This window comes from Acinetobacter sp. YH12226, assembly GCF_013417805.1.
Classification (GTDB): Bacteria; Pseudomonadota; Gammaproteobacteria; order Pseudomonadales; family Moraxellaceae; genus Acinetobacter.
Map to the genome: position 1 here is coordinate 1 of NZ_VPDG01000022.1, position 17,555 is coordinate 17,555.

The following is a 17,555-nucleotide window of genomic DNA, read 5'->3' on the forward strand; positions in this document are numbered from 1 at the left end:
AGGCGCAATTGCTGTGATTGCAGCCCAAGTAGAAGGATAATCTTTTTCAGATTCAATCAATAATTGAACCGCTCTTTCTCTGATTTCAGGGGTATATTTTAATTTTGTCATCGGGACACTACGCTTCACTACGTCTTGCGAAGCAATGCTTCTCATCTCAGAATATTGACTCTCCGACAAACCCGGTACGGTTCAGCCTTCTGCATGACCACACCATAGCGATTCAGATATGGAACCGTCAGACTTCCACCACCAATACCAAAGATTGCTGATGCAACCCCAATCACACTACCTGCAGCAACTTGTTGACCTGATGAGGGTAACGTTTTCGTTGGGTCAATTGCTTTTTTGGCACCTGTAAACATCGTATATGCGACCCAAATCAGAAATAAGCCAACAATGATTTGTAGATGTAATCCTGATATCAAACCAGCAAAACCTGCCCCAAAAAAACAACCAATCGCCATAGGTGGCGCTAGATTTTTAAAAACAGGCCAAATCACAGCACCAGTTTTATGATGCGCCATCAATGAGCTAATCGAGGTTACAACAATGGTTGCCAAAGATGTGCCTAATGCGAGGTGCATAACCACATCGGGGTCATAGCCCATTTGGGTAAAGACAATAAAAAGCAGTGGTACAATAATCGTACCACCGCCGACACCAAACAGCCCTGCTGCAAAACCAGCAAAAGCGCCGATGACTAAAAAGGTTATAAGTTCCACAATAAACTAACTTTAAAAAGATAAAAGAATTAAGGCATTGAGTTAAGCGTGTTCCAACTGACCCACTTGATGATAAGCACGGTTAAAATACACCAGACTTTCTTCTTGATCGCTTTGTTGAACTTTAAGAACACGACACATGAAAACACTGTGTGTACCGACTTGCTGAATATCTTGAATCTCACAGTCAAAACTGACCAAGGCATCTTTCAAAATAGGTGAACCAGTTTCCATAGTACTCCAATCACCGAGTTTGAAACGATCTTCTGAGCTGAATTTACTTGAAGCAAAAGCATTTGAAAGCTGTTCATGCTGAGTACTTAGTACGTTTACAGCCAAGACTTTATTTTCAACAAAATGGGCATGTGAACGGGAGGATTGATTCATACAGACTAATAACATTGGCGGTGTATCCGTCACGCTACATACGGCAGATGCAGTAAATCCATGCATACCTGTTTCACCCGAAGTCGTAATAACATTCACTGCTGTGGTGAGTAAAGACATTGCATTTCTAAAGTCTGTTGCTTCAATCATCTCTTTCATCTCAAATGTACATATCACGTGCTCGTGCATAAAGCTGGACAAATGACCTTGCGATGATTTGTTCTGCTTCGCACGAGACTACGTTTGATTAAGCTTCTAGCTCTTTACGAACAATGGCAGCACCTGCGCTTAAAGCTTCAAGTTTGCCACTTGCCACTTGGCGAGATAGCGGTGTCATACCACAGTTAGTTGAAGGATACAGTTTATCTGCATCAACAAATTGCAATGCTTTGCGTAGCGTATTTGCTACTTCCTCTGCAGTTTCCACTTGAGTGGTTGCCACATCAATTGCACCCACCATCACTTTCTTACCACGGATCAATTCGATTAAATCCATTGGTACACGTGAGTTTTGGCATTCAAGTGAAATAATATCGAGCTTAGATTGTTGTAGTTTCGGGAATGACTCTTCGTATTGACGCCATTCATTACCTAAAGTTTGTTTCCAATCCGTATTTGCCTTGATACCGTAGCCATAGCAAATATGCACAGCGGTTTCACATTTGAGTCCTTCAAGCGCACGCTCTAAGGTCGGAATACCCCAATCATTTACTTCATCAAAGAACACATTAAATGCAGGCTCATCAAACTGAATAATGTCGACACCTACTGCTTCAAGCTCTAACGCTTCTTGATTCAGAATTTTGGCAAATTCCCAAGCCAATTTTTCACGGCTCTTGTAGTGACCATCGTAAAGTGTATCAATCATGGTCATCGGACCAGGAAGCGCCCATTTAATTTGTTGATTGGTTTGGCTGCGCAAGAATTTCGCATCGTCTACAAACACGGCTTTTTTACGAGAAACATCACCCACAACAGAAGGTACACTCGCATCATAACGATTACGAATACGCATCGTTTCACGCTTTTCGAAATCCACACCTTCAAGATGCTCAATAAAGGTGGTCACGAAATGCTGACGGGTTTGCTCGCCATCACTCACGATATCGATACCCGCAGTGACTTGCTCATGTAATGATAATTTCAAAGCATCACGTTTAGCTTCTAATAATTCTTCGCCTTCAAGCTTCCATGCAGACCATAATTTTTCAGGTTCAGCTAACCAAGACGGTTTTGGCAAGCTACCCGCAGTTGAAGTTGGGAGTAAAAGTTTCGGTTGTGTAAGCGCCATGTCTAATCTTCTTTGTCTAAATTCGTAAATCTGTTTATCAATTTAATGGATTAAGCAGCTGTTTCGATTTCGAAATTTGCAGCCCATTCATTTAAAATGTCTTGATAAGGCTTAATGAAGTTTTCTTCCGTCCATTTACCTTGTTTAACTGCAAGCTCACCACGTTCCACACGGTCATAGACCACACGTGTAAGTGAATAATCGCCATAGCTTAGACTTGGTTGATACACCACACCTGCAGGAGAGTTGGTGTTGTAAATTTCAGGACGATAGATCCGTTGGAAACTTTCCATGGTCGCAATAGCACTGATCAATTCAAAATCAGTATAATCACGGACTAAATCGCCAGCGAAATAGAATGCTAATGGTGCATTACCACCTTCTGGTTTAAAGTAGCGTACACGTAAACCCATTTTGGCAAAATATTCATCGGTACGTGAATATTCATCATTTTTGTATTCCACACCCAAAATAGGATGTACGTTGGCTGTACGGAAATACGTTTTAGAGGTTGAAACGCTTAAGCAAATGACAGGTTGTTTTTTAAATTCTGCTTTAAATACATCTGAATTGACTAAATGTTGATAAAGCTTGCCATGTAGATTGCCAAAATCTTCAGGTTTTTCACCTACACCACAACCCAATTGTGGCAATACCACACTGAAGTCGTAATCACGCACATAAGATGAGAAGCTATTGCCGATCATGCCTTCAATATGCTCACCTGTTTGATGGTCAATCACAACACTTTTAAGTGTTTCAATAAATGGGAAAGTTTGACCATTACCTTCAATATCAATTTCCGCAGAAATAATGTCAATCTCAAGTGAATAGCGATCACCTTTCGGGTTATCAACGGTTGCCAAGCTATTAAAACGGTTGTTGATCATCGCAAGGGTACGACGCAAGTTTTCTTCACGGCTTTCCCCACGTGCCAAATTGGCAAAATTTGTGGTTAAACGTGTGCTTTCTGCTGGCGTGTAGTTTTCATCAAAACGGATACGTTTAATTGAACACTCAAATGCTGTACTCATGGAGATTGCCACCTAAAAATTTTATAAAAAGCTAAATTTCTGAATGGCTGTATTTAAACGTGAATAAGAAAGTGAGTAAAACGATATAAATTCAGCTCAAGATGAGAAATACTCATCTTAATAAATTAAAGATTCTGAGGATTTTTAGTTATTCAGTAAGTTAAGCGGCTATCTAAAATCTTTATCTGAAATTGATAATGTTTTTTGCAACTCTACCAAAGATAATAAATCTCCAACTATCAAGTATGTGTAAATAACATAAAGATCAGCTTCTTGCCTAGAAGTAATAATATCATGAGAACCTTTCTGAGCAGCTTTGAAAATAGCATCTAACCGCTCGCCCAAATATTTCATCTGTGAACCAACGATTTCCTCAAATCTTTTAGAGTCTGACTGCTCATCAACATATGCAATAATTCGATTTATATAATTATCCACACCTAATTTAATAATTTTAGTTTCACCATTGTCTAAATTAATAGTCTTATCCTCTCTAGCAGGATAAATCACATCAGCAGTATCTTGTAATATTCGCCTACAACTATGAACAGCATTTGACCAATCCTCTGAATTTTCGGACGTTAAATTCTCATAAACAGATGCAAATTTTTGTGCTGATAATGGTACTAAATCTCCAATTTTTCCGTCTACAAACTTTCTTGTTCTAGAAAAAATATCTGACGTAATTTTTGAATATTTTAGCTCATAATATTTATTAGACACGTATTCGCATACAAAAGCTTGTCGTTTAGTTAGAAATTGAGAGTTCGTGCTAATACCATCTCTTAAACTCTTTCTTTCTAAAAAATTACTAGTGCCACCTGATGAAACAAATTGATTCGGATTAGCTGAACTTATTGAAACATTAGGATCATGTGCAATTTTTAGACTGTCCTTCATTGCTTCCAATTCAATCTCCATCGCTCCGATTGACCCTAACTTAGCTTTCTCTACGGTTTTTCCTTCTCCAGCTTTTTTACATAAGTCCCATATATCGGGTGTTAAACCATTTGGGCTTGAAGGATAACCACTACTTTCAAAGATAAAAATTCTTTGGTAATCGAATTCATTTAGCAATCTTGCCAATCTACTCGCCTTTAATGCGCAATTAGATAAAGAAGAGGTACTTAACTCAATATTACTAATAATTTCTTCACTTAATTTTAAAGCTTCATTCAATGACTCTTGATTAACTTGCAATGTTCTGCTTCCAAAGCATTATTGTAGTTATTCTCTTATATACTTTAGTTCTTATTAAATTTCAATTAGTGAATTTCTTTCATCTTAACCTTAGAAAATATCAGTATATCAAATCCTTACTATCTAATTAAATCGTTAAAATATAGGGTTTAGATTTAAACCCATATAACTATGTCAAACAAACTTGAACGTCAGAAATTGACTCTCCCAGCAGGTCACGACAAGCTTCTGCTTCACTCCTGCTGTGCACCATGCTCGGGTGAAGTGATGGAAACCCTAATTGAATCAGGCATCGACTTTTCGATCTTTTTTTATAATCCCAATATTCACCCTGTCAAGGAATATGAAATCCGTAAGGAAGAAAATATTCGCTTTGCAGAAAAACATAATATTCCTTTTATTGACTGTGATTACGATACAGACAATTGGTTTGCACGTGCCAAAGGCATGGAAAATGAGCCAGAGAAAGGTATTCGCTGTACCATGTGTTTTGATATGCGCTTTGAACGCACTGCCCTTTATGCAGCTGAAAATGGCTTCAGCCTAATTAGTAGCTCATTGGGTATCTCTCGTTGGAAAGATATGAAGCAGATCAATGATTGTGGGCATCGTTCTGCTTCACATTATGAAGGTATCACCTATTGGGACTACAACTGGCGTAAAAATGGTGGTGCTGTTCGTATGCTTGAAATCAGCAAGAAGGAAGAATTCTACCAACAAGAATATTGTGGCTGTGTATACTCCTTACGTGATACCAACCGTTGGCGTATGAGCCAAGGTCGTGATCGCATCAAATTGGGCGTGAAATTTTATTCGAATGCCATGGATGATGAAAGCTAAGCTTCAGTCGCCAGATACCAATTTTTCCAGGAACTGGTTCCACGGACTTCAATGGGTACAGTTGGAATCAGTTTTTCTTTTAGAACGTCAGTCTGTCCCACGGCTTTGGCAAGTCGGGCTTTCACAGAATGAATGCATTCACGATCTCCAAACTCACAGCGATCCAATGTCGTACCACCACAAGGACCATTCGCCAATCCTTTGGGACAAGTTTCAGGGCAAATATATAAAGTATCTCCTAACCTACATTGACCACAACTTTCACAACCTACGATCCCTTGCTTAGAGATAAATTCAGTTTTTAACAATGCTTTTGCTGCAGGCGCATTTTCCCAGAATGAGGCTTTAAAAATAAAATGCCCCATACCTTTGGCAATTTTGGACTCAAATAGAGCCTTGTGCATGAAATGCAATTGCTGATATTTAATAAGCTGGCTAGAGGATAGTTGGCGGGAATAATAAGCTAATTCTGGCACGAGTTCATTTTTAGTCTTCACTTGCCACAGTGCATTCCAGAGTGCTTCGAGTTCCTGTAAACCATAATGTCGATATTGTTCAATATATTTTTCTAAAAGCTTTTGCTCTTCAGGCTTATGGCATGCTGAAAGATGCACACCTGCAAAACTCAAATATTTACACATCAATATTTGTATAGCACAACGTTTATAAGCATTCTCAGTTCGTCCATCCTGTTCTTCCTGAGCCAACACTCGTAACATGTGTGGTGTAATCACAATTCCTGCGACCTTATGTTTCACCATAAAATTGGCACGTGCCAAACTAAGTGGCATAACACAAGCAAGTATATTTTGTGGGTATCGATGACGATTTAAAAAAGCCTTGGCTTGTTTTAAAGCCTCCATATCGTAACCCAACTGGGTAACGATAAAGTCTGCTCCTGCTTTAATCTTTTTGTGAAGTTTTAAATATTGTGCATCACGTTCAGCTTCAGCATATTTAAAGGGATTAAAAGCTACACCAATGTGAAATCCACCATAACACTTTGCGGCCATGACCGCATTTACAGACTCTAAATATCGGGTGCGATTCGTTCCATCTTGACCATTTGTATGCCCTTTTAACTTATCACCTGTGAGAAGCAGTAAATTTTTCTGTCCCGAAGCTTGAGTTGATTTTAAGAAGGTCTCAAAATCAGTAATATCCCGACCTTTCCCTGAATAATGGATGATTTTTTCCATTGATGAAGGAAATGTCTTCGCACATTCAAGTGGTGCCAAATCACTATCGGCATGCACTCGATCTGCCAAAGTGATCGCACATGGAAATTCTGCTAAAGACATTGGTACAGCAATGCCTTTAGCAGAACTTAAATATTCCAACAAAATACAAAACTGATTGTGCTTAAAATGGGAAGCAAGCTGTGACATAAAATAAAGTTCAAATAAAAATGATTGAAGCAGGTCGCTATTATATTCGACCTAACAGAATCAGCCCGATTAATCTTAATCAGGCTGATATAGAAAATTTTAGTCAACAATTATGCAATGAATCTATTCACTACATTCAATCAGGCAACTTTCTCATGAGATTCTCGCTCTAATGTGAAATGAAATGCCTATTCTTCAAGAATATTTTGATACGGCTTAATGAAGTTCTCTTCTGTCCATTTACCTTGCTTAAGATTCAATTGAACACGTTCAACACCGTCATAAATTTTACGAGTTAAGAGAAATCATCATTGTGAACAGACTATTTCTATAAGTTGATTCATCACAACATGTAATTTATAGCCATAGAACCGGCCCATTGAGCTTTTACCACGAGATGCAATTTTAGATAATGATTTATGGCGGTGAATAGGTTTGTGCAACAAAGCCTATTCTAATTAAAACTTGGATTTCATAACCATTAATTTACAGTACAACTATCAATAAAATCGCCCCACCATTGCATCATTTCCATACGCTGATTAAAATATTCTGCATGATTATAACTTGCACGGGTTTTATTTTTATCAGTATGAGATAGCTGTGCTTCAATCCAATTTGATTGAAATAAACCGGATTCATTTAATATGGTACTAAATGTCGATCGTAACCCATGAGAAGTTAATTCATTTTTAGTATATCCCATTTTTCTGATAATCAAGTTCAGGGTATTAAAATGAATAGGTTTATTATTATTTCGGGGGCTAGAAAACACATATTTCTCGCCATGAGACCAAACGAGTGCTGATTTCACAACTTCAAGTGCTTGATCAGATAGTGGAACAAAAAAATCAGGGATATCATGACCTAAAATAACCTTTCTTCTATATTGTTTAATATGTAAGGCTGGTATTTTCCATATTTTTTTATCTAGATCGAAGTGATATGGTTCACAAAGCAATAATTCTCCACCACGGACGCCTGTATATAATTTAAATAACAGGGCTTTTTTAATAATAGGATCTGTATTAATCTGATTTAATTTAGCTAAGAAATTAGATAGTTCATCTGAATTCAAATGAGGATAGTTTTTCTTAATCTTATTGTTGACTAATATTTTATGAAGTCCATGTGCAATATTATATTCACAATACCCCATCGCTACCGCATAATCATAAATCTGATTTAAATAACTATAGGCTTTCTTTACAGGTTCTTTTACATTTCTAGATTCTATCTTTTTAATAATCTTAACTAGATCATATCTTTTAATTTCAATAAATGGCATTAGTCCAATATTTGGATAAACATCCTGATCTAAACATTTTTTTGCGAGCTGAATTACACCGCATCGTGGTTCATCTTCAAAGGAATTTTTAATTTTAAATTCTAACCACTCTTCACAAATATCCTGAAAAGTTTTGATGTATTTTTTATGCAGTGGTTTATTTTCATAATTATTAAATTTATATTCATCCCGGACTGATCTGGCCTCTTTCAAGGACATTACAGGATATTCACCCAACTTCATGCGAGGACGTTTATTTGTCCCTGCAAGTGAATAGCGGTAACTCCAAGATTTACGTCCGTTTGGTTCTACCTTCAAACTTAAGCCGTCATCATCTGCCAGAAAATAGATTTTTTCCTTTGATTTAGCTTGACGTACCTTAATTTCAGTAAGACTCATGAATTTTTAACCTAACCACAAATGGCACTGCTCAATTGAATTATAGCAAATTTAAGCGATATTCATATGATGCGTATCATACGCATCACATATTTCTATAAGTAATTGTTAAATAAAATTTATATTTAGATTGGCTAGTCCTTAGTAACCAATTAATTAACCATTAATTTTGCAAGTCTTAAATTGGCATTTGAAGTGTAACCCCATGTTATGACTATTCACATTTCTGCTCTATGATTCATGGTTACTTATTAGTTATATTATTATGTCAGGAGCGATACAAGAATTAGGGTAACCTTATGGAAATAGCGAATACGAAATTACTAGCTGGCGCTTTGATAGCCCTAACTTTAACTATAGTTAGCCCTGTCGTACTTGCAAATGATAACAATGATATACGAAAGACTATTGTAGTTAAGTTTGCTAAAAAAGCTTACTCTGCAAATTATTACGGAAGGATAGATGGATACAAGTATGATTCCTACAAATTTTATGCTAAAAAAGGGCAAAAGTTAAAAGTGAAGTTGACTGGAGGAAATGTTGAAGCTTACTTATGGGGTAATCAATTAAAAGACTCCATCAATCTTGGAGAATATTCTCCAGAGCTTGATGATAAGGGTATTTATATTTTACCTGCTTCAGGTGAGTATGAAATTAGAGTATTACAACCTAGATCACAGGCAAGAAAAGATAAAAAACCTCAATACTGGATGAGTATTAACATTAAATAAAGACTTGCTAGATTTTTTTAAGCTTTTATACCAGGGTTCAAAAACTATTGCCAGTTAAACGGGGCGTGATTTTTACGTATATGTTTTTATATTAGTAAAAATGATATAGATACGTAATTCATAGAGATCGTTTCAATTTAGCAATCTCTAAATACATCTTGTAACTGGCATGTTGAATCCGTTCATTTGAGGGGGCGTATTGCTTCTGGACTTCATCGAAGAAAGGAGTTTCTTCACATAATTCAAAGTACCTTTCCATCGGTGTTTTACCTTGCAAAGCTGAATGTGGTCTCATCCAGTTACAGTAATGCTGCCATTCTGCCAGTTTGCTCTGAATTTCCTCTGAATCGATATCTACAGTAGCGTAGAACTCAGATTTATCAGTCTTTTGTGAGCGCTACCTTGCCATTCAGATGAGGTGAACCCGGTTTATTCGACCTAAATTTGATCCCATACTGCATCATTTTTTCTGTATTTTTTCAACAAAGAATTCTCGTTCACGATCGGTCTGTATTCGCTGTATGGGAAAAGGCATTTATTCAATTACACAGTTAAAAAGTCGAGTGTATTCGCAGCTGTTCGGCGTTTATATATCCTTAAAACGCGATATCGTGTGCAGTCATCGATAGATGTGTACTGATATAGTCCAGGACCCAGTTTACAGGCATCCATTTGAATTCTATCGCCTGGTAATGAACGTTCATGACAAATGTAATCTATTTTACGACGGAATTTTTTAATCGGTTTGACTTAATGGGTGGATAGTACTTTATGGATAGTCGCCAAGGACAACGAGACTCCGTGCAGCTCATTAATTCTGTTTGCAAACGTCGAACACCCAGATTTCTAGCCGAGCGCATTTCCAATATTAAAGCTTCTAGCTCAGCATTGATTTTAGTATTTGGCGATTTTAAGGGACATTTACTATGACTACTTAATCCATCAATACCTTGTTCAGAATATCGTTTCCACCACTTGCGTAAAGTTGGTCTAGAAATGCCACATCTCCGACAAACCAGGCCAGCATTATTGGTCTCTTCAAATAATTTAACCCATACGAGTCTTTGTTGAATTTCTCTGTTCATAGACACCCATTATATTGAAGTGATGTCTATGAATCACACAGATTATCATAAGGCTTTTGAAACTGTCGCACCTCATGTTTGAATTCACCCATTAACAGAGTGCGAATTAGTCCTTGATCATGTTTGACCACATTTCAAGGAATAGTGTCCAACTTTCGGTATGCAGATTATGGTGTGGGGTTCTCTTAAAGTTTAAACCTTATTATTTTACTTCAGTAATGCTGATTGGCTGGTCTTTTACAAATTCAACAACCCCTTCACCACGTTTAAAGTGAATTGAAACTCCATTATTATTAGCTAAACGAATACCACTACCAGCAACTGTTTGCTTTAAACGATATACCATGCCTGAGTTATCAGTCATTAAAGCAGTTTCAAAGTTATCCGATGATTTCAGAAAAATTAATAAACCATTCGGACCAGAAAATTTAAGGACCTGCGTATCAGCTGAAGTATTGCTTGTAGCCTTATCTTGTAAAGTTTCAGTCTTTGGACTCGAAGTACACCCAGTCATTGCTAAAACTAACAAAGTTAAACTTAAAAAATATTTCATTTAACTACCTTTTTCATCTGTAAATCATAGGTGTATTTATACTAATTGTTATAATTTAAAAATAAAACAAATATTACTTTTTTTTACATAAAAAAGCCATAAATCGCATTTTGAACCTTACCGGATTTATCGGAGATTTTTTTATTTAAGTTAGGCCACCTGACTTAACGGGTTAATCTTATCATAGTACATTGCTTCAAACTCAAAAGGCGATACATAACCCAGTGCACTGTGTACATGCTTTTTATTAAACCAATCTACCCAATTTAATGTCGCAAGTTGTACATCTGCTAAACTTTGCCAATCTGCTTTTAAATATTCAATCACCTCTGTTTTGTATAAGCCATTCACTGTTTCAGCCAAAGCATTATCGTATGAATCACCAGTTGTACCGACTGACGCTCGTAAATTTGCTGCTTCTAGACGATTGGTATAGCGAATGGAAAGATATTGCACACCTCTATCGGAATGATGAATTACATTCTTTGGCATACCTCGATCATGCAAAGCTTGTTCTAATGCATCAAGCACCATATCTGTATTCATACGTGTTGATACTTTCCATCCAACAATTGCTCGTGAAAACACATCAATAATAAAGGCGGTATAGACCCAGCCTGAATTTGTTTGAATATACGTAAAGTCACTCACCTGAGATACCGTCTTGGTAGTCAATCAATAATTGAACCGCTCTATCTCTGATTTCAGGGGTATATTTTACTTTTTTCATCGGAACACTACGCTTCGCTACGTCGTGCGAAGCAATGCTTCTCATCTCAGGAAAGTTGGTCTCCAACAAACCCGGTACGGTTCAGTAAATTAGATAGATTGGTTCAATATAAAGCATGTACATAGCTGCATTCGTTTATTTACCCTGTTTTGGATATTGACCCATGTAAATGATGAGATTAAGCCATTAAATAAAGTAGCCCAACTTGAATAAAAAGCCTCTGACAAACCTCACAGGGTTGAAGTGCTGCCTTTCATTCAAAATTTCAGGCAGCACATTTATACATTTAAGCGTCGGTTTAAGCTGGTAGTTTACTCGCCAAAACATCTACTTTTTCAATAGACGGTGGCTCTGAAAATAGCTCTTCGGCCTGAGCCATCAACGCAGCTGCAACCTTGCCAGATAAATGTGCTTGGCGACCCGCCTCATCAGGAAATGCATCAAAAATACCAAATGTTGTAGGTCCAAGACGTAAGCCAAACCACGCAACTGTCGCAGGTTCTTCCATTACAATAGGTAAACCGGCTTTAAGGAAAGCTTCCACTTCGTCTTCTTTACCCGGTTTAGCTTCAAGACGGACATATAAAGCTGTTTTAAGCATGACTAAAACTCCACAATTGATTAGAATTCAAACTGATTCTGTCATTGCTAATGTATGCATGTCAGAAAGTTTTGTTGTATAAAAGTTAAAAAACATCCCATAGCTGAGCCAAAATTTAGGTTTTTATTTCGACATAATGCTATGAATTTATTCAAGTTAATATCATTAACATTTGAATCAAAAAATCAAGATATGAGATGATTAAATTCAATCTTAGTTATATAAGGATCAATTGACTCTACCTTAGATTTATAAGCTGACCTCTTCATCTGGAAGTTATATTGCTCAAGAAGCATTCAAGAACAACATGCACATCTTCATATCTATGAAAGTTATTTAGCTAGGAATTTGCTGTGAAACTCTATATGTTTCTCTATAAAGCTCGCAATGAAGTAATAGCTATGGTCATACCCTTCTCTTAGGTTAAGTGTAAGAGGATATTCTTGTTCCAAACAAATATCACTAAGAAGCTTAGGTCTTAACTGTTCTTCAAGAAAATCATCAGCTGTTCCCTGATCGACTAAAATAGGTAAATGAACTTCATCGTTTTTGATTAATTCAATCGCATCATAGCTTTTCCATAAAGTTTCGGTTTCACCTAGGTATTGTGTAAAAGCCTTTTTCCCCCAAGGTACTTGGCTAGGTGCAACAATTGGTGCAAAAGCAGAAATACTTTTATACAGCTCAGGGTTTTTTAAACCAATTACTAATGCACCATGACCACCCATGCTATGCCACATAATGCTTTGGACTTGGTTGGTCGGAAAATTCAGGTCAATCAGATTTCTGAGCTCTTCCACAATATAATCATACATTTTGAAATGCTGTGACCAGGGTGCTTGTGTTGCATTCACATAGAATCCTGCGCCTTGGCCTAAATCATAATCTGCATGATCTGGTACATCCTCTCCACGTGGGCTGGTATCTGGTGCAACAATAATGACTTTATGTTCAGCCGCATACTTTTGTGCTCCGGCTTTAGTAATAAAGTTCTGTTCGTTGCAAGTCAGTCCTGATAACCAATATAAAACTGGCAACTTCTCATCTTTGTCATGAGGTGGCAGATATATTGAGAATTTCATTGAACAGTTTAATGGTATTGACTGATGGCGATACACTTCTTGCGATCCACCAAAAGAAGCATGTTTCTCAATTATTTCCATAATCAATTACCTATGTTGAGCAAGACTTCATGAGAAATCGAGTAAACAAAGAGTCTGACATTCTCCACAGAGAATACTGATAAAGATTTAAAATGTAGGCAGGTTTGTTGAACCTATACATGATGGATACATAGATAGATCTGTTTTACAGATGATGTGCCGTTTTAGAGGATTCCATGCATGTCAATCATGATTCACATGCATGGAAAAGTATAAGGTCTGACGGAATTATTCGTAATGAATTACAGTACGAATTGACTTACCTTCATGCATTAGATCAAAGGCTTCATTGATCTGATCCAAGCCCATGGTGTGTGTCACAAATGGTTCTAATTGAATTTTACCTTTCATGGCATCTTCAACCATTCCTGGAAGTTGCGTACGACCTTTTACCCCACCAAAGGCAGAACCTAACCATCTACGACCAGTAACCAGTTGGAATGGACGGGTAGAGATTTCTTGACCTGCGCCAGCTACACCAATAATTACGGATTGTCCCCAGCCACGGTGTGCACTTTCAAGGGCTGCACGCATCACATTCACGTTACCAATACACTCAAATGAATGATCTACACCCCAGCCAGTCATTTCGACAATTACTTGCTGGATTGGTTTATCATAATCTTTAGGGTTCAAGAAGTCCGTTGCACCAAACTCTTTTGCCAGCGCAAATTTATCTGGATTCATGTCAACCACAATAATACGCCCTGCTTTAGCTTGACGTGCGGCTTGTACGACTGCCAAACCAATACCACCTAAACCAAAGACCGCAACACTATCACCTTCTTGTACTTTAGCCGTGTTATGTACTGCACCGATACCCGTTGTTACCCCACAACCCAGTAAGCAGACATGTTCGTGATTGGCTTCAGGATTGATTTTAGCCAATGATACTTCTGCCACTACAGTGTATTCACTGAACGTTGAGCAGCCCATATAGTGGTAAATCGGTTGACCATTGTAGGAAAAACGAGTGGTACCATCTGGCATTACGCCTCTACCTTGAGTTTCGCGAACGGAAATACACAAGTTCGATTTTCCAGATTTACAGAATACGCACTCGCCACATTCAGCAGTGTAAAGTGGAATAACATGATCACCTGGTTTGACGCTAGTCACGCCTTCACCAACCTCAACTACAACACCAGCACCTTCATGCCCGAGAATAGCGGGAAAAACACCTTCAGGATCATCGCCAGATAAAGTAAATGCGTCTGTATGACACACACCGGTATGGGAGATCTTAATTAATACTTCACCTTTCTTCGGTGGTGCAACATCAACTTCAACAATTTGAAGAGGTTGACCAGGACCAAACGCAACGGCAGCACGTGACTTCATGGAATAATTCCTTATACAGATCTACTTTAAATATGATTTTAGAATCTTGGCGATTTCAGCCAATTCTTCTTTTCGTTGTTGTTCTGTGGTTTCACCTGATACTAATGTGTCCTTTAAATGAACCTCCAACATTTCATTCATTAAACCATTAATAGCACCACGCACTGAGCATATTTGTTGCAGAATTGCACCACATTCCACATTATCTTCTAACGCTTTTTCAATCGCTTGCGTCTGACCTTTGATCTTTCTGACGCGTAGAAGAATCTTTTTTTTGTCGTCAACCTGATTAGGCATCAGACCTCCTTATTTGCTAGCATTTATACTATAGTACCCCATAGTATAAAAAAAGCAATATTTTTTATAAATCGAAAATTAAAAAGATCTTTAGCGAAAATTTTCTATCCCTGTTTTTAGTTTTTTTAAATTAACATCATAGAGCTTATGCGAAAGTCACAAAAAAAATGGGACTTTTAGCTCCCATTTTTTATTTTGTCTCATGTTCTTTGTAATGCTGTGACCTTTTAGAATTATGTTTCAAATTTTAGCCACTTTGTAGATATTTTGAACGTTTCAAGCCTTGAAAATACTACCAACAGTTTAGGTTAAACTGCCTTTACAGACTGTACTAGAATATTTTTAGTGAGCGGATGAAATTTATTATTCATTATTTAGGAATTATTAAATCCTATAAATATCATTTATTGGATTAATTTACTTTGGTACTGTGCACATCATCCCCCAGTTAAAAATAAGGAACAATTATGAATAAGATGATGAATGCTCTTATCTTAGAAAATTTTGGTGATCATGAATTTACACGTGTAGAACTCCCTATACCTCAACCAGAGGCTGGGCAAGTTCTGGTACGTATTCATGCTAGTGGTGTAAACCCTATTGATTATAAAATTCGTCTTGGTGAAGCACCTTATGCTATGCCAGAGCTTCCTGCCGTGTTGGGAACAGATATGGCTGGGGTTGTAACTGCTGTTGGTGAAGGTGTCACCCACTTCAACGTTGGAGATGAAGTTTACGGTCTGATTGGTGGCGTTCGTGGTCTTCAAGGATCTTTAGCAGAATATGTTGTAGCAGATGCTGATCTGATCGCATTAAAGCCACGGAATATCTCTATGCGCGAGGCAGCAGTACTACCATTGACGTTCCTCACCGCTTGGGAAGGTTTAGTGGATAACGCGAAGGTCCAACCAGGGCAAACTGTACTGGTTCAGGGTGGTGCTGGTGGCGTTGGTTATATGGTTGTTCAGCTTGCAAAAGCACTTGATGCAAATGTTTGGGCGACTGGTCGTACAGCTGATCAATCACTGATTTCAGAACTCGGTGCAACACCTCTCGATTACACAACAGCATCTTCCGATGACATTATTGCTGCAAGCCCTGAGGGTCAAGGTTTTAACATTGTTTACGACACTGTGGGTGGTCCAGTACTCGAAGCTTCACTTTCCATGACAACTCACTATGGCCACATTACCAGCTGTGCTGCATTTGGTAATCATAATTTAGCGAGTTCATCTCTACGTTGTGCCACAGTGTCTGGCGTATTCGTCCTAATGCCGATGTTAACAGGCAATCGCCGTGCTCATCATGGTGATATCCTTAAGATCGCTACTCGTCTTGTTGAGGAAGGTAAACTGCGTCCTATTGTTGATCCTCGTCATTTTACTCTAGACCAAGCGATTGGGGCTCATGATGCTGTTCAAGATCGCTCTGCCAATATTAAGGTCGTGATTGATGTCATTTAACGCACTTCAGGCCAAGACTTGGCGCTTCAATAGTATTGGAGATACAGACGTTCTGACATTAGAAACACTTCCTGTTGCTTTACCAGCAGCAGGAGAAGTTCTAATCCAGATGAAAACGATCGGACTCAACCGGGCTGATGTAATGTTTCGGCGTGGTACTTATATTCAAAAGGCAGTATTCCCTTCTCGTCTGGGATATGAGGGAGCAGGCATAGTTCTTGCGATAGGTGAAGGTGTACGTCAATTTTCTCCAGGAGATGCAGTATCGATTCTTCCGACTGACAATCTAGCCAAATATGGGACATATGCGGACAAGATTCTGATTCCAGAAACTTTTTTAGTTCACAAACCCGATAGTTTAAGCTGGGAAGAAGCTTCTTCAATCTGGATGCAGTATTTAACGGCTTGGGGTGGTGTAATCCATGCTGGTGGAGTTTCGAAAGGAAAAACGATCTTGATCACAGCAGCTTCAAGTAGCGTAGGACTAGCTGCGATACAGATAGCTGAAGCAGCGGGTGCTAAGGTCATTGCAAGTACACAGACGATAGAGAAAAAGCAACGTTTACTGGATCTCGGTGTTAAAAATGTTATAGCCAATGAAGATGAACCAGATTTGTATGAGGCGCTTATTCTACGTTTGGGTGGAGAACATCTTGATGTCGCCTTCGATGCTGTAGGAGGGCCACATATTGAACAGATTGCAAAAGCGATGTCTGTGGGAGGAACTATGGTTATGCATGGTGCACTTAGCCCGGAGATCACACCATTTCCCCTTAAAGTTGCATTACGCAAGAGCTTAACCATGCGAGGTTTTTTGTTCCTTGAGGTTCTCCATAACCCTGTTCTAAGGGAGCAAGCCAGACGATTTATTCTTAGCAGTATAGGTGCAGGATATCTTCGTCCAGTGATCGACTGTTGCTTTAACTTTGAGGACATGCATGATGCTCAGCGCTATCTTGAATCAAATCAGCAAATAGGAAAAATTGTAGTTACTCTGAATACATGATGGTCTTATCTGATTTCTACTTTCTAGAAAAAA

Annotated in this window: 15 protein-coding genes and 5 pseudogenes; 4 read left to right on the forward strand and 16 right to left on the reverse strand. The window is 38.1% G+C overall.

Annotated features, from left to right (window positions below; translation table 11 throughout):
• Positions 1-194: 194 nt before the first annotated feature.
• The 5 genes and pseudogenes from FTV08_RS14225 to FTV08_RS14245 form a co-directional block, all read right to left on the reverse strand.
• Positions 195-725 (reverse strand): annotated as a pseudogene (locus FTV08_RS14225) (sulfite exporter TauE/SafE family protein); the annotation flags it as partial.
• Between the two features lie 42 nt (positions 726-767).
• The gene (locus FTV08_RS14230) at positions 768-1,262 is read right to left on the reverse strand and encodes a flavin reductase family protein (protein ID WP_004647846.1); all 495 of its coding nucleotides are present in this window, start codon (positions 1,260-1,262) and stop codon (positions 768-770) included.
• Positions 1,263-1,359: 97 nt separating this feature from the next.
• Entirely contained in the window at positions 1,360-2,403 is a 1,044-nt protein-coding gene (locus FTV08_RS14235; protein ID WP_180039080.1) for a methionine synthase, read from the reverse strand.
• 50 nt (positions 2,404-2,453) lie between these two features.
• Entirely contained in the window at positions 2,454-3,437 is a 984-nt protein-coding gene (locus FTV08_RS14240; RefSeq protein WP_180039079.1) for a putative oxygenase MesX, read from the reverse strand.
• Between the two features lie 168 nt (positions 3,438-3,605).
• Positions 3,606-4,637, reverse strand: a complete 1,032-nt coding sequence (locus FTV08_RS14245) for a hypothetical protein (protein ID WP_180039078.1) — start codon at positions 4,635-4,637, stop codon at positions 3,606-3,608.
• Positions 4,638-4,808: 171 nt separating this feature from the next.
• Here FTV08_RS14245 and FTV08_RS14250 point away from each other — a divergent pair, with 171 nt between their 5' ends.
• Complete coding sequence (locus tag FTV08_RS14250) at positions 4,809-5,477, forward strand: epoxyqueuosine reductase QueH (RefSeq protein WP_004647714.1); 669 nt, start codon at positions 4,809-4,811, stop codon at positions 5,475-5,477.
• On the opposite strand, the gene FTV08_RS14255 is transcribed toward FTV08_RS14250, so the two are convergent.
• From FTV08_RS14255 to FTV08_RS14270, 4 genes and pseudogenes are all read right to left on the reverse strand, one after another.
• Positions 5,474-6,865 carry a methylenetetrahydrofolate reductase C-terminal domain-containing protein gene (locus FTV08_RS14255; protein WP_180087564.1) on the reverse strand — a complete coding sequence of 464 codons (1,392 nt, stop codon included), beginning with the start codon at positions 6,863-6,865 and terminating at the stop codon, positions 5,474-5,476. The two genes, FTV08_RS14250 and FTV08_RS14255, sit on opposite strands and share 4 nt — an antisense overlap.
• A gap of 188 nt (positions 6,866-7,053) precedes the next feature.
• Positions 7,054-7,170: pseudogene (locus tag FTV08_RS14260) on the reverse strand (putative oxygenase MesX); the annotation flags it as partial.
• 9 nt (positions 7,171-7,179) lie between these two features.
• Positions 7,180-7,296: pseudogene (locus tag FTV08_RS14265) on the reverse strand (transposase); the annotation flags it as partial.
• A gap of 50 nt (positions 7,297-7,346) precedes the next feature.
• Entirely contained in the window at positions 7,347-8,552 is a 1,206-nt protein-coding gene (locus FTV08_RS14270; protein WP_180039076.1) for an integrase arm-type DNA-binding domain-containing protein, read from the reverse strand.
• A gap of 299 nt (positions 8,553-8,851) precedes the next feature.
• Here FTV08_RS14270 and FTV08_RS14275 point away from each other — a divergent pair, with 299 nt between their 5' ends.
• Positions 8,852-9,283, forward strand: coding sequence for a PPC domain-containing protein (locus FTV08_RS14275; RefSeq protein WP_180039075.1), 432 nt, complete (start codon positions 8,852-8,854; stop codon positions 9,281-9,283).
• Positions 9,284-9,401: 118 nt separating this feature from the next.
• Here the strand turns inward: FTV08_RS14275 and FTV08_RS14280 are convergent.
• From FTV08_RS14280 to FTV08_RS14310, 7 genes and pseudogenes are all read right to left on the reverse strand, one after another.
• Positions 9,402-10,368, reverse strand: a pseudogene (locus FTV08_RS14280) (IS481 family transposase).
• A gap of 202 nt (positions 10,369-10,570) precedes the next feature.
• Positions 10,571-10,921, reverse strand: a complete 351-nt coding sequence (locus FTV08_RS14285) for a hypothetical protein (RefSeq protein WP_004281821.1) — start codon at positions 10,919-10,921, stop codon at positions 10,571-10,573.
• Between the two features lie 150 nt (positions 10,922-11,071).
• A pseudogene (locus FTV08_RS14290) lies at positions 11,072-11,572 on the reverse strand (IS3 family transposase); the annotation flags it as partial.
• Positions 11,573-11,949: 377 nt separating this feature from the next.
• On the reverse strand, positions 11,950-12,252 hold the full coding sequence (locus FTV08_RS14295; protein ID WP_000920558.1) for a putative quinol monooxygenase: 303 nt from the start codon (positions 12,250-12,252) through the stop codon (positions 11,950-11,952).
• A 332-nt stretch (positions 12,253-12,584) separates the two neighbouring features.
• Positions 12,585-13,415 (reverse strand): S-formylglutathione hydrolase, encoded by an 831-nt coding sequence (gene fghA / locus FTV08_RS14300; protein ID WP_180087565.1) that lies wholly within the window; start codon positions 13,413-13,415, stop codon positions 12,585-12,587.
• Positions 13,416-13,643: 228 nt separating this feature from the next.
• Positions 13,644-14,756 carry an S-(hydroxymethyl)glutathione dehydrogenase/class III alcohol dehydrogenase gene (locus FTV08_RS14305; protein ID WP_005105874.1) on the reverse strand — a complete coding sequence of 371 codons (1,113 nt, stop codon included), beginning with the start codon at positions 14,754-14,756 and terminating at the stop codon, positions 13,644-13,646.
• Between the two features lie 21 nt (positions 14,757-14,777).
• Positions 14,778-15,053, reverse strand: a complete 276-nt coding sequence (locus tag FTV08_RS14310; RefSeq protein ID WP_005105873.1) for a metal/formaldehyde-sensitive transcriptional repressor — start codon at positions 15,051-15,053, stop codon at positions 14,778-14,780.
• Between the two features lie 467 nt (positions 15,054-15,520).
• Here FTV08_RS14310 and FTV08_RS14315 point away from each other — a divergent pair, with 467 nt between their 5' ends.
• Entirely contained in the window at positions 15,521-16,516 is a 996-nt protein-coding gene (locus tag FTV08_RS14315) for a zinc-dependent alcohol dehydrogenase family protein (RefSeq protein WP_180087566.1), read from the forward strand.
• Positions 16,506-17,522, forward strand: coding sequence for a zinc-dependent alcohol dehydrogenase family protein (locus FTV08_RS14320; RefSeq protein ID WP_180087567.1), 1,017 nt, complete (start codon positions 16,506-16,508; stop codon positions 17,520-17,522). The genes FTV08_RS14315 and FTV08_RS14320 overlap by 11 nt, the downstream gene beginning before the upstream one ends.
• The last annotated feature ends 33 nt before the right edge of the window (positions 17,523-17,555 follow it).